Below are 15,276 nucleotides of genomic sequence, written 5' to 3' on the forward strand. Positions count from 1 at the left end.
TCAATTTAATTGCAAAAGATAATAGGCAATCAAAAAATAGGTTCCGATGCCAATGAGGTCGTTGGCCGTTGTGATAAATGGTCCAGAAGCCATGGCGGGATTTATACCAATTTTATCTAAAACAAGAGGGGTGATGGTACCCATAAATGAGGCTAAAATAACAACAGCAAACAAAGAAATACAAACTACCCAAAAAAGATTTGGTTCACCGATGGCATAAACATAAATTCCAGTAACCACACCTACTACCAATCCATTAATCAAGGCCACTCTGATAACTTTCGAGAGTCTTTCCCAAAGTCCGATACTGATACCTGATTTTTCAGCCAATGATTGCACAATTAAGGAGGACGTTTGAATGCCCACGTTACCACCTGTAGAACCCATAATAGGAATAAACATAGCCAAGGCTGAAACTCTAGCTAACGTGTCTTCAAACTGACGAATGACCGAGGCTGCTAAAAGACTTCCGAAAACGCCCACCACCAACCATGGAATACGGGCTTTCGCTAAGTGCCAAACAGAGTCATCTTCTTCGGCCTCACCCGTGATACCAGCCATTACCTGAATGTCTTCCTCTGCTTTTTCAGTGATAAAGTCGATGACGTCGTCAATCGTGATTACACCTAACAATCTACCTAGTGAGTTAACAACCGGAATGGCTTCTAAGTCATACTTTTGCATGATTTGAGCCACTTCATCACCGCTTTGCGTGGTATCTACAAAGGCTATTTCATCATCGAAAATATTCTCTATCTTGGTGTTTTTTCTTGCCAAAACAATTTGCTTAAGCGAAACAATACCTTTCAGCTTTTGTTCTGCGTCCACTACATAAACAGCATACACTTTATCTACATTTTCTGCCTGAAGGCGGATTTCCTCTACGCACTCGCTCACCGTTTGATTGGTAAATACTTTCACCAATTCTTTCTGCATAAGTCCACCCGCAACATCTTCAGGATAATGCAATAAATCCAAAATGAATCTCGCTTGCTCTCGGTCTTCAAGGAGGGCGATTACCTTCTCTCTTACCTCTATTGGCTGCTCGTTGAGTAAATCCACGGCATCGTCCGAGTCGAAAAGATTTACATATTTTGCAATTTCTTCTACCGTAAACTGCTCCTTTATGAACTTTTTCCGGTCATCAGAGTCAATATTAGAGAGCACTTCAGCACCTTTTTCGGTGTCTAAAAGTGTAAATAATTGATGTGCTTTATCGCCATCAAGTTCATAAAGAATAGAAGAAATATCGGCTGGGAATAATTCGTCAAGTTCTGAAAGCAAAAATTCAGAATTTTCCGAAGAAATGGCTTCTTCAATGCTGTTGAGGTATTCTTTGGTTAAATCGAAAGTCGCCATTTCTTTAAAACTTTTTGATTGGTTGCAAATTTCGACAAATATTGGCTTTAAAGCAAAAGTTTAAAAAATTTAAGTTCTGTGAAAGACTATTACAGTTAAAATACGCTCATCATTTTACTTCAAATTCATAGTTTTCTTTGAAAATCGAGATTGACTTTGGATATGACTTATCTATTTTGTTGTATTTGGCTGCCTCCTCGGTCATTCTGTGTTTGGTCACTTTGGTTTCTAACTTATACTTGCCTTTTATATTCAAAAAGTGTTTAAAATTATAGGTCCTGGCTTCTCCAGGATTCAAATTATTGTCACCCAGTTTTTTGGCAGCTGGGTACCATTCCCAAGCCTCTCCTATCCTTCCTTGTGTTTTTGCTACAATTTTCCCTTCTGAATTTTTCAAAATCAAGTCTATCAATATAAATCGCTCTGGGTCGCCTGAAGGCACACGATGTCCAGCATGTTCATTTTTTAGAGTAAGGCTAAACTTCAATGAATCAGATATTTTATAACTTTTTTTGACATAGGTACTGTAAAATTCCAGACTTTTCAGCATGACAGGTTTCAAAGTATCGTGCTTAGGAATACCAGAGGCAGGAAAATTATGAAAATGACTCTTTTTCGCAGGAAAACCTTCCATCAAAGAGCGGTGGGTCTCGGGCATGTGACAGCTAATACAGTTTTTCTTTCCAAAAAACGGCCCAGCTTTCCATTCGTCGCCAGTCTGAAAAGTACATGCCAAAGTGGGCGTAACCACGGCGTTGGCGTTGTGACACGAAATACAAAGCGTTTCGGACAAATGAATGGGGTCTTTTTTTACCGGATGCGGAGCCAAGGTGCTTCCAGTAGCTCCAATGATGACATTATTTCTAACATGACAGCTGGCACAATTAATACCTTCTTTTTGAAGCTCTTTATCAAACAGAGGGTTTTTCTCCTTTACTGGTTTATAAATATCGCCATTTATGAGTCCTTTGATAATAAACTCTTGCTGATTCTGCAAAGGCACATGGCAGTTGATACACATAAATGGACTAGATTCTTTTTTTAATTCGGCCTGAAACTGCTGATCGACCCACGCCTGAGCATGTGTTGAGGTTTTCCATTCTGCATAATATTCTTTGTGGCATGTTCCACAATCTTCTGATCTCAAGGACACTAAACCTTGTGGCACTTTCTGATTCGGCACAACCTTTTCCCATGATTTGGTCAAAGGCATAATTACTTCTGGCTCACCAAATACTTTATTTTTATCCAAAACAAAATAAATGGCAGCAGAAAAAATCAGAAATGCCAAAGTTAAAAGCCCGTATTTTTTTATCATTATTTTCCGAATCATTCAAATAGTTAGCAATTTACAACTATATGATTTCTATAATATGTGACTAATGTACCACTAGTTTTGTTTCAATTATCATTTCTTTATAATCGTCAATTGGGACTTTATGGTCTATGATTGACAACAATAACTGGGCAGCTTCCATTCCTGTTTTATCAGGAAATTGTTCAACCGATGCCAATGGCGGATTACTCATCAAAGTGGTTATGGGCAAATTTCCATAACTCACAAACTTAATTTCCTGATTGGGAACAATTCCTCTTTTTTTACAAACCAACATTGCATAAAGAGCCACATAATCATTAAATCCAAAAATTGCATCAGGAACATTCTCTTGGCAAAGAAACTCCTCCATCACGGTCATTGCACTTTTTTTTGTTAAATCGCATGATTTTATCAAACTCTGACTACTCCTTATATTGTTTTTTTGCAATCCCAAAAGGTAGCCATTTAATCGCTCATCTGAAGCATCAAGGTTTGAGGGGCCGTTTATTAGAGCTATTCTTTTACAATTAAGATTTTTTAAAAAAACAATAGCATCTACAGCACCTTTTTGAATATCGCATTTAATTTTATGTGATCTATAAGAGCGAGGAACTCTATCAAAGAAAACTATGGGAATTCCAAAATCCTCTACTTTTTTAAACTTGGCGTAGTCTGTGGTATTTCCGGCCAACGAAACCAATAAACCATCTACTCTATATTTGAGCATAAGTTCTAAGGCTTTGTCTTGTCTTAGCATATCGTCACGAGTTTGAAAAACGAAAACTTGGTAGCCTTGTTTTTCAAAAAAATCTTCAACAATATTGATCACCCTTGAAAAAAACTCTTCCTCTAAAGCTGGCACAATGATCCCAATCACAAACATTTTCTTTCCTTGCAAAAACATAGAGGCCGGATTTGGAACATAACGCAATTCTTTAGCTTTGTCAAGCACCAGCTCTCGTGTCTTTAAACCTATCTTTGGGTTGTTTTGCAGTGCCCTAGAAACCGTAGAGATAGATATACTCAAGGCTTCGGCAATACTTTTAATGTTTATATCACTCTTCATTTTGGCAGAAATTTTAAAACTGGGTTGATTTATGTCAATTATAACAGAATAGCTATAATTTTTTCCATAAAATTAATAAAAAAATTATGCAAACATTTGCATTTTGTTAAAAATACTCAGAAAAGGCACTTTAAGCCAAAAAATACCATATTTTACTTTAACATGATTTAATATAATTTTTTTAAGCAAATCCAAACCTCATATTTTTTGTAATTTTGAGTATTGACCTTAATAGATTAAACTATTGCATCGCATCCCAGAAAAAAAATTAGCCAGTTTTAAAATCTAAAACTGTCATTCTGCTGCACTCTCTAGCCAAATATTACGGTTTCATTTTTTCATTTTTACAACCATTTAAATCATTCGTCTATGATGATGAAACAATTACTCAAACAAAATGGAGTGCTAACTATCCCTTGGAAAATGGGTAAAGGCATTTCCAAAATCACGCTAAGTTTGCTTTTGGTAACTTTGATGAGTTCTATGGCTTTTGCTAAAGAAATCAAAGGAAAAGTAAGTGACGAAACAGGATCGGGCCTACCTGGTGTAACGGTGACCGAAAAAGGTACCACGAACGGGGCAATTACTGACGTTAATGGTCAGTATACAGTAAACGTAAAAGGCGATGCAGCAATTTTGGTGTTTTCGTTTGTAGGTTATGCTGGTGCTGAGGAAGTTGTGGGCAGTCGCTCAATTATCAATGTAACACTTAACCCAGACGTAAGTAGCCTTAATGAGGTGGTAGTAGTGGGTTACGGTGTACAGAAAAAAGAGACGATTACAGGATCAGTAGCCTCAGTAAAAGGTACAGACTTGGTAAAATCTCCAGTTGTTAACCTAAGTAACTCTATTGCTGGACGTATGTCGGGTGTGGTAGCGGTAAACCGTAGTGGTGAGCCAGGAGCCGATGGTTCTTCTATCAGAATTCGTGGTTCTAATACCTTGAATAATGGAGATGCCTTGATAGTAGTAGATGGAATTCCTAACAGAGCAGGCGGTTTAGATCGTATTAATCCAAATGACATCGAAAGTGTGTCTGTATTGAAAGATGCTTCGGCGGCCATTTATGGTTCTAGAGCTGCAAATGGTGTAATATTGATTACGACCAAAAGAGGTAAAACTGGTAAACCACAGTTGTCTTATTCTGCCAACCAAGGATATTCACAACCTACTGTGATACCTAAATTGACTAATGCTGCCCAGTATACAAGCATGTTAAACGATTTAGATATATATGGATTGCCTACAACTGAATGGGCAGCTGCAAATACAGCATATAAAACTTCTGGAGTTTATACTCGACCTGACGGAACTACCCGTAAGGCTCCTTTTTCTCCTACTGACCTTCAAAAATATGCGGACGGCTCAGACCCTTGGTTACATCCCAACACTGATTGGTATGATGCGACGTTGAAAAACTGGTCACCTCAAACCCAACATAATCTCCAAATATCAGGAGGTACAGAAAATGTAAAATACTTGGCATCTTTGGGTTATCAAAACCAAGATGGTTACTATAAAACCTCTGCTACTGCTTACCAGCAATATGATATCCGTTTGAATTTAGATGCTAAAATAAATAAGTATGTGGATATCAATGTGGGGCTATTGGGCAGAGAAGAGGCTAGAAACTATCCTACCCGTGGTGCAGGAGCTATTTTCAGAATGCAAATGAGAGGTAAGCCTCACCAACAAGCTTATTGGCCAAATGGCTTACCGGGTCCAGATATTGAAAACGGTGAAAACCCAGTGGTAATCACCACTGACCTTTCTGGCTATGACCGTCAAAAACAAGATTATATCCAAACTAACGGATCAATAAATGTAAAAATCCCTTGGATAGAAGGCTTAAAATGGACAGGAACAGCAGCTGTTGATAAAAGACTGGGAACAAGAAAATTATGGCAAATTCCATGGACACTATACCAACAAGGCTCAGGTTTTGAGGCAGATGGCACTACTCCCAAGTTGGTAGCCAGTAAAAGAGGTCCAGCAGAACCTAACTTGACTCAAAACTACGATGATCAGCTTAACATATTATTGGGAAGTGTATTTTCGTATGAAAAACAAGTAGGTGTTCATGGCATAACTGCTCTTGCGGGTATGAACAGAGAAACCATAACTGGAGATAACTTCTTTGCATACAGAAGATACTTTATATCACCAGCTTTAGATCAGATGTTTGCCGGAGGTGACCTTGAAAGAACCAACGGTGGTGGCGGTTATGAAACTGCCCGTATAAACTACTTCGGTAGAATGGCCTACAACTACAAAGAAAAATACCTTGCAGAATTCCTTTGGAGATATGATGGTTCAGATAGATTCCCAACAAAGAGTCGTTACGGATTTTTCCCAGGCTTTATGGCAGGATGGGTAATATCTGAAGAAAACTTCATGAAAAACCAAAATATTTTAAGTTTTTTGAAGTTGAGAGGTTCATGGGGGCAATTGGGTAATGACCAAGTTAACTTACCGAACTCTAACACTCCAGCCACTTACCAATATCTTTCGACTTATGGATTCAGAAGTTATATTCTAGGCGATGCCGAACAAAAAACATTGTTTGAAACTCGTTTACCTAACGAAAACATCACTTGGGAAGTGGCCTCAAACTCAAACGTAGGTTTAGAAGGTCAATTATTGAATGGAAAAGTATTCTTCGAAATGGATTATTTCTCTAATTATCGTTCGAAAATCCTTTGGTTTAAAAATGCCTCGGTTCCTCAATCAACAGGTATTACTTTACCTGCACAAAACATCGGTGAAGTTTCAAACAAAGGTTTTGACTTCAATATCGGTTACAGGGGCGGCAAAGGTGACTTTAAATACAATTTCAGTGTAAACGGTGGTTATGCTAAAAACAAGATTGAGTTCTGGGATGAAGCACCTGGTGCACCAGAATGGCAAAGAACTACTGGTAAGCCTATGAACACTTTCATGGCCTACTTATATGACGGCGTATTCAAAGACCAAGCTGATATAGACTCTAGAACAGTGGATTATTCAGCAATTGTGAAAACTTTGAGACCTGGAGATATGAAGTATGAAGATTACAATGGTGACGGAAAAATAACTCCAGATGACCAAGTAAGGACAAACCATACCCAACTTCCTATGTTCCAAGGCGGTATCAATTTGGGCGGCCAATACAAAAACTTTGACTTGACTATCTTGATTCAAGGTGCTGCGGGTGCAAAACAATATGTATCGGCTGGTGAAATGGGTAACATAGGTAACTACTTGTTAGACATGTATGAAAATCGTTGGACAATTGATAATCCTTCAAGCGAGCATCCACGTATTGCCAACCGTTCAGACCAATACTACTCAAACAATAACACTTACTGGTTAAGAAGTTCAGATTATATCCGTTTGAAAAACTTCGAATTGGGATACACCTTGCCTGAGCTTGTGACCAAAAAAATCGGTTCTAGCAGTGCAAGAATTTATGTAAGTGGTATCAACGTATTTACAGTTGACAAATTGAAGGTTTTTGACCCTGAAACTGCAAGTACTACAGGACAGTACTATCCGCAATCAAGAGTTATGAACATGGGATTGAATATTAAATTTTAATGAAAATGAAAATGTATAAAAAAATAATAATTTCACTCTTTACAGTTTCGTTTTTTGCCACGAGTTGCAACGACGATTTTGTAAATACAACTCCCCTCGACCAGCTTTCGCAAGAAGTGGTTTGGGGCGATGCTTCACTTGCTGAGGCTTTTGTAAGTGAGCTTTATGGTGGTTTGGGAGTTGGGGGTTTTGACGAGCAAATGTTGGCTTCCCTTACTGATGAGGCTATATTTACCCATCCAGGTCGCAATATCACTACGCACACTGAGGGCAGAATAAATCCTGCCGATCCAGGTTGGATAAACGGAACGCTTTCTTGGGTTAACATGTACCAAAGAATCAGAGCTGCAAACTTGGCTTTGGAAAACTTGGCAGCACCAAAGTTTCCTAATACCAACAATATTGTGGACAGATTGATAGGTGAGTCTAAATTTATGAGAGCCTACTACTATCATCAGTTGTTGAGATATTACGGTGGAGTGCCAATTGTTGACAAAGCCTTTTCTTTGAATGACTCAGACTTTTTGGGAGTAAGAAACACCTATGAAGAATGCGTGAATTTCATCATTAAAGATTTGGATGAGGCTGCTACAAAACTGGATGGCAAGTCTTTACAAAAAGGTAGAGCCACGAAAGCTGCAGCATTAGCTCTTAAATCAAGAGTATTGATATATGCAGCAAGCGATATGGCTGACATTCCCACTGCAAAAACAAAATCTAAAGCTTTGGCATCTTATGCTACCCCTCAGTTGGTTGGATATGTTTCAGGAAGCCGTGCAGATCGTTGGCAAAAAGCCAAAGCAGCCGCCAAAGCTGTTTTGGACCTTTCTGGATATGGTTTCCAAACCAATCTTTCAGCACCTGTTTCTGCAGATGTGGCGACTACCAATTATATGAATCAATCTTTATCAATGAATGGTGGTCAGGCAGAAATGATTTTTGGCAGATATTTCATACCGACCAAAAATGAAAACGGCGGTAGAATTGGCCTATTCAATGGACCAAACGGGTACAACAACTGGGCGGGCAATACACCGATTCAGGAGCTTGTAGATGATTACGAAATGATGGATGGAAGCAAGTTTGACTGGTCAAAACCTGAGCATGCGTCTAATCCATATGCAAACAGAGATCCAAGAATGAAAGCTACCATTATGTATGAAGGATCGCCTTGGAAACCACGTTCAGCATCTGCTGCTCCGTTGGATCCTGCAAATCAGATTCAAACTGGTGAGTATGAAGTAAATCCAGGAGGTGTAAAGAAAACGCACTTTGGATTAGATACACGTAAAAGTAGCATAGAAGACTGGAACGGAAGTTACACCGGATATTACATGCGTAAATTCACCAATCCTAGTGCCGCTATTGTTGACCAAAACTCTTGGCAACAAATTCCTTGGCCATTCTTACGCTATACAGAAGCTATATTTAACTACGTGGAAGCATGTATCGAATTGGGTGAAGAAGCTGAGGCCAAAACTTGGTTGAACAAAGTACGTTTTAGAGCAGGTATGCCAGCAATCACAGAAACAGGTGGTGCATTGAAAAATCGCTATAGAAACGAGCGTAGAGTAGAAATGGTATTTGAAGAGCAACGCTATCATGATGCTCGTCGTTGGATGATACCAACCGAAACATTGGGCCGCAAGGCAAGTATTATAAATGTAAAAGGAACGCTAAAAGCTGGTAAAACAGTGGCCATTTACAAATATGACCCAGAAAACTACAATTATTCTTACACAGTAGGAAAAATTGACCCGGGTAAAGAGAACCGTAACTGGGACGATAAAATTTACTTCCTGCCGATTCATCGCGATGAAATCAACAGGAATAATAAATTGATTCAAAACCCTGGTTATTAATTTTTATTCAATCACTTGATGGAAACGGAAAACTATCCCTATTTTTGGGATAGTTTTTTTTTGAAAAGAACCGTAAAACTAAATCTTGATGGAATAGCATTTAACCGTATATTAGAACTCTGATTTCGTTCAAAAAATCGTTCTGAAAAGACTTTGAGGAGAAGATTTACCACAAAGGACACATAGGAATTTCACAAAGTTCCACAGAGAAATACACTAAAAAAACTTACATAATACTTATATTCAATAATTTAACTTCTTGTTTTTGACCAATCAACCATGACCTTAAAATTCTTAAAATATACTTCAATAGCTATCATTTGCACATTGGCCTCATGTAAAAAAGATGGTGACGACATTTCTGAATCCGAGGGTTCTCCCCTATTTACTTTACTCAGCAATGACCAAACCAACCTTAGTTTTCAAAACAACCTAGAGGAAGGTCCGAATACCAACATCTTGATGTACGAGTATTTCTATAATGGTGCTGGAGTAAGTACCGCAGATTACAACAATGATGGTTTGTTGGATGTATATTTTGTGTCCAACATGGGTGAAAACAAACTTTATCTTAACAGAGGGCAAATGCGTTTTGAGGATTACACCGTAGAGTCTGGTGCTGGTGGAAGGCCAGGCCCATGGAAAACGGGCGTAACCTCTGTAGATATCAACGCCGATGGCAAAATGGACATTTATCTCAGTTATTCAGGAAGTTTACCGGCCGAAAAACGTGTTAATCAATTATTTATCAACAAGGGAAATGACGCATCAGGCACGCCAATTTTCGAGGAAAAAGCGGCAGAATATGGCCTGAATCACTCTGGGTATTGTAACCAAGCTTACTTTTTTGATTATGATAAAGACGGTGATTTGGATGCTTTGATGCTAAACCATAATCCAAAAAATTTACCTTTATTGAACGAAACAGGTACTGCCGCAATGTTGAAAATTGATAGCCCACAAATGGGTTTAAGATTCTATAAAAACAACAGCGACAAATTCCAAGATCAAACGCAAGCTGCCAGAATCAGTGGTTCAGAACTCAGTTATGGACTTGGACTGGGCATTTCTGACCTCAACAACGACGGCTGGCCGGATTTTTATGTTTCTAACGACTATTCCGTGCCCGATTATCTCTACATCAACAACAAAAACGGCACTTTCACCAATCAGTTGTCCATTTCGATGGGTCATACGAGTCAATTTTCGATGGGAAATGACATTGCGGATATCAACAACGACGGCCACAACGATGTTTTTACGCTCGACATGCTGCCTGAAGACAATGCCCGTCAGAAATTACTTTTGGCACCCGATAATTTTGCCAAATTTGAACAAAACATCCGCAGCGGTTTCTATTACCAATACATGCGAAACATGCTGCACCTAAATAACGGAAACGGCACTTTTTCGGAAATCGGGCAATTGGCTGGCGTATCCAATACTGACTGGTCTTGGTCCGCACTTTTGGCTGATTATGACAACGACGGCTGGAAAGACCTTTTTGTGAGCAATGGCTACTTGCGAGACTACACCAACCTCGATTTTATCAAATATATGGAAAACTACGTGACCATGAAAGGCCGCTTGCAGCGTGAGGATGTTTTGGAAATCATCAAACAAATGCCTGCCTCCAATGTATCCAACTATATTTTCAAAAACAAAGGCGATTTGACCTTTAAGAACCAAACCAAAAACTGGGGCTTGGAGCGAGCGTCCAACTCCAACGGCTCAGTTTATGCCGATTTTGACAATGATGGCGATTTAGATTTACTCATCAACAACATCAATCAGCCTGTGTTTTTATACCAAAACGAAGCTAACAAGACTGCTAACTACCTCAAAATAAACCTAAAAGGAGATCAACAAAATACTTTGGGCATTGGAGCCACCGTACAAGTTTTCGAAAAAGGCAAAGTGCAGCAGAGCGAGCAGTATTTGAGTCGTGGCTACTTGTCTTCTGTCTCTCCTATCCTACATTTTGGTTTAGGAAAATCTCCCGAAGTAGATTCCATCATAGTGACGTGGAACAGCGGTTTTTCGGAGAAAATAGGTAAAACCAAAGCTAACCAAACGCTAACTTTGGGTGAGATAAACGCCAAACTAAAACGCAACAGAAATACTAAAACTCAAAGTCCAATTTTTAAAGAAGAAAGCTCAGGGATTGACTTTGTACATCAGATAGAGAACGTAAATGACTTTGAACGTCAATTGCTTTTGCCAAGTCAACTCTCCTACTCAGGCCCATGTATGACCAAAGGCAACCTAAATGCTGATGGATTAGAGGACATTGCAATCGGCGGCGGGAAAAACCAAGCTACTGCCATTTATTTTCAGCAAAAAGGCGGAAAATTTCAGAAGAAAAGTATAGCAGTTTTTGAGAAAGATAAAGCTTTCACCGATGGTGACATCGTGATTTTTGATGCAAATAATGACCAGAAAAACGATATTCTGGTAGTCAGTGGTGGATATAATCAATTGGCCGAAAACGATAGCTTGTTACAAGACCGATTGTATCTCAACCAAGGAAATAATACTTTCACTCGGTCGGCTTTTCCAAAATTGGCTGGAAGCAAATCTTGTGTAAGAGCAAATGACATCAACAAAGATGGATTTATGGATTTGTTTGTCGGTACACGTTTTACACCTGGCAAATACCCGCAAAGTCCGGGTAGTTATTTGCTCATCAACAACAAAAAAGGTGGATTTACAGACCAAACCAAAGCATTTAGTGCAGAATTGGCCAATATAGGTATGGTTACAGATGCCGTATGGGTGGATTTGAATGAGGACAAAACCAACGAATTGCTCATCGTGGGTGAGTTTGTGCCGCTCACTGTTTTACAGCTAAAAGGCCAGACTTTTGAAAATACTACTGAAGATTATTTCGACCAGAAATATGCTGGATGGTGGAACAAAATAGCCATTGGCGATTTTAACCAAGACCAAAAACCGGATATTTTGATAGGAAACATGGGCCTGAACACGCAGTTTAGAGCCTCCAAAGACCAGCCCGTTGAAATGTACGCCAAAGATTTTGACAAAAACGGCTCTGTTGACCCTATTTTGTGCTATTACATTCAAGGCAAAAGCTACCCTTTTGTTACCCGAGATGAATTGCTCAACCAGTTGCCTTACCTCAAGCCGAACTACACCAATTACGAGAGTTTTTCGAAGGTAATCATGACCGAAATATTCAAAAACGACGAACTCAATGATGCCCAACATTTGGAAGCCAATCACATGGCCACTACCCTATTTTTGAGCGGCAAAGATGGTAAATATCAAATGAGCAACTTGCCGATTCAAGCCCAATATTCTTCTGTAAATAGCATATCCATAATGGATTACAACAAAGATGGGCACCAAGATTTACTCTTAACAGGCAACAACAGCTACGCCAAACTACGGCTAGGAAAATTAGACGCCAACTACGGAACCCTACTCCAAGGCAACGGTAAAGGTGGCTTCATTTACATTCCACAAACCCTTTCTGGACTAAAAATTTGGGGTGATGTGAGGAGTTCAGTGGTGTTTGACAAAAAGGTATTATTTGGGGTTAATGGTGGGAAGGTTTTGGGGGTTGGGTGGTGAGTTTTTATTAAATTTTGGACTGGAATTACAAATAAAACTTATTTAGATTTATGTGATATGAAAATTTAAATTTAAACCATAAAATCCTTAATATTTCACATGTATTACAGATTAAAGAAAATATTGAATAAACCGACAAATATTGATTCAAAATCCCTTTTTGAATTTACAGTAAATATTTTAATCCAAAAAATAAGCAGCTATTATTCAAAATATCCGATAATCAATAAATATCTAACGCACTTACAATGGACAAATATTATTTTTGGGGTTGCTAATAGTACAAATAACAGTTTGCTATCCCAAGTTGCCAGAGACTATAATTTTTATTTAATCAGGCAAGGTAATAAGTACAAATGGAATATTCGTAAAATCTTCGAAGAACACCCAGATTTTTTTGAAGATTCTGAAAAGAATACTTCTCAAAATGACCTAAATATTTTCCAAGAATTGGAAATCGCACTAAATGATGAAATTTACATTTCTAAGAAGAATACACAAAAAAACACTTTTAATATTTCAAATTTAGGTACAATAAGAATTGACAAACATACAGAAATCTATTTGACAGAAATCATAATTGAAGAAGATGATGACCCAAAATTATTTGAAGGCCTTCCTTTTATAATTAAAATAGGGGGATTAAGCTTCGATGCAGTCATATTAGATTTTGACAAGTTAAAAAATATTGTATACTTTGACTCCCCATATCCATTATTAAAATACCAAGGTACAAAAAGACTAATAATCGACTCATCATGGTTGCTTGAAAAACTCAAAGAAAGAATCATTGATTTTAAAAATTCAAAATTTGAAACCAAGCCAATAAATAAACTTTTACTAAAACAGTACTATCCATCAAAAATACATACACCTGCATTTGACCCACTTTCTTACGAAAAATTTTTCAATAAAAATGATATACTAGATAATTCTCAAAAAGATGCATTTCATAACTCAATAGAAAATGATATAACCCTAATTTGGGGGCCTCCAGGAACCGGTAAATCTCACACTTTAAGTAGGATTTTGTACCATTTTCTCAGAAAAAATGAGAAGACAGTTGTTTGTTGTATAGCTAATGTGGCTTTAGATAGTCTTATATTAAAGTTTACAGAATTACTTGAGCTTCTTGAAAAAAACAATTTATTACAAAAAGAATATAAGAATGACAGTATTTTAAGATTGGGTCACACCAGAAATATTGATGTTCTAGAGAAAGATTTCATTTTTCCTAAAAATTTTAAAATTGATAAACTGAGAGATGAAATAACCGAGTTGAAAAAAAGTCTACTTTCGCCTGACATTGAAGAAATCGTTAAAATTAGTAAACTCAAAGAAATTAAGGATAAAGGAGAAGATTTAAAAAAAGAGATTGACTCACTTATTTTCAACGCAAAAATAATTTTTACAACAATTTCAAAATTTCATGTAGACAATAGCTTAAACCAACTAGATTTTGATAATTTGGTGATAGACGAGGCAAGCATGGTATCAGTACCCCATTTTATTGCTCTTACAAAAGAGGTGAATCAAAGACTTATAATTGCTGGAGACTTTAGACAGCTCGGTCCGGTTGTATTATCTCAAACAGGATTATCACAAAAGTGGTTACATCAAGACATTTTCGAATTTGGAGGAATTAATCAAAGAAATGCACAACTAGACAGCTCACTTCTAAGTCAACTTTTAATTCAACGAAGGTCCCATGAATCCATTTGTTATCTAATTAACAGGCCATTTTATCAAAACAAATTAATCTCTAATTCAGCATTCGACAACTCAAAGATTATAAATTCCGAACCGTTTAAAGGAAAAGTAATAAACTATTTTGAACTTTCGAATGAAAAATTATTTCAGGTTTCAAGAACAAAAAAAGGTTCCAGATTCAACATGTATTCAGCCTTTGTTATTATACAAGTATTGGAGGTATACTTTAAATTAAACTCTCAATTTCAGATTGGTGTAATTACACCATACAGAGGCCAGGTTCGACAAATCAATGACCTCTTGTTAAAATCAGAATTCTCGAAAAAGTTCAAAGAAAATCTAAAAATTGGCACAATACACTCATTTCAAGGTTCTGAAGCTGACATAATAATTTTAGATTTAGTAGATAGCAAACATGAAAAAATAGGTCGGCTTTTCTGCCATGATCAAGGAAAAAGACTGGTAAATGTAGCAATAAGTAGAGCGAAGTCTAAACTAATTGTGGTTGGGGATGCCAATATATTCAGCTCAGGTCTTGGTAATAACAATATAGATGACTCAGTTAAATGGATAATGAATAAAATATCAAAATCACGATAAATCCCTTATCTTTATATTTAAAATTAACTTATCAGTCTTGTCCTTATGCCAAAACAAATTTACTTAGATGACATAGATGTATTGCACTACTTTCGCGATCGTATAAACATTCAAAATTTTTACGCTATTACTGATTCAGAAATTAATCGAATAAGACAGATAAAATTATTTTATGATAGAGATTTATTAAA

At 37.4% G+C, this 15,276-nt stretch carries 7 protein-coding genes; 4 read left to right on the forward strand and 3 right to left on the reverse strand.

Going from position 1 to position 15,276, the window contains the following annotated elements:
* The 3 genes from mgtE to EGI26_RS03255 all read right to left on the reverse strand — a co-directional run bounded on the left by mgtE (nt 1) and on the right by EGI26_RS03255 (nt 3,743).
* Nucleotides 1-1,359: a magnesium transporter gene (mgtE, locus tag EGI26_RS03245; protein WP_255076314.1), complete on the reverse strand. Its 1,359-nt coding sequence runs from the start codon at nt 1,357-1,359 to the stop codon at nt 1-3.
* Between the two features lie 109 nt (nt 1,360-1,468).
* Entirely contained in the window at nt 1,469-2,677 is a 1,209-nt protein-coding gene (locus EGI26_RS03250; protein ID WP_255076316.1) for a cytochrome c family protein, read from the reverse strand.
* Nucleotides 2,678-2,738: 61 nt separating this feature from the next.
* On the reverse strand, nt 2,739-3,743 hold the full coding sequence (locus EGI26_RS03255; protein ID WP_255076317.1) for a LacI family DNA-binding transcriptional regulator: 1,005 nt from the start codon (nt 3,741-3,743) through the stop codon (nt 2,739-2,741).
* A gap of 423 nt (nt 3,744-4,166) precedes the next feature.
* Between EGI26_RS03255 and EGI26_RS03260 the strand changes: the two genes are divergently transcribed.
* From EGI26_RS03260 to EGI26_RS03275, 4 genes are all read left to right on the forward strand, one after another.
* Nucleotides 4,167-7,319, forward strand: a complete 3,153-nt coding sequence (locus EGI26_RS03260) for a TonB-dependent receptor (protein WP_255076390.1) — start codon at nt 4,167-4,169, stop codon at nt 7,317-7,319.
* A 5-nt stretch (nt 7,320-7,324) separates the two neighbouring features.
* Complete coding sequence (locus tag EGI26_RS03265; protein WP_255076318.1) at nt 7,325-9,181, forward strand: RagB/SusD family nutrient uptake outer membrane protein; 1,857 nt, start codon at nt 7,325-7,327, stop codon at nt 9,179-9,181.
* Between the two features lie 279 nt (nt 9,182-9,460).
* A complete protein-coding gene (locus EGI26_RS03270) occupies nt 9,461-12,775 on the forward strand; it encodes a VCBS repeat-containing protein (RefSeq protein WP_255076319.1) in 3,315 nt (1,104 codons plus the stop codon).
* Nucleotides 12,776-12,898: 123 nt separating this feature from the next.
* Entirely contained in the window at nt 12,899-15,085 is a 2,187-nt protein-coding gene (locus EGI26_RS03275) for an ATP-binding protein (protein WP_255076320.1), read from the forward strand.
* The last annotated feature ends 191 nt before the right edge of the window (nt 15,086-15,276 follow it).

This window comes from Lacihabitans sp. CCS-44, assembly GCF_024343735.1.
In the GTDB taxonomy this organism is placed as follows: domain Bacteria; phylum Bacteroidota; class Bacteroidia; order Cytophagales; family Spirosomataceae; genus Leadbetterella.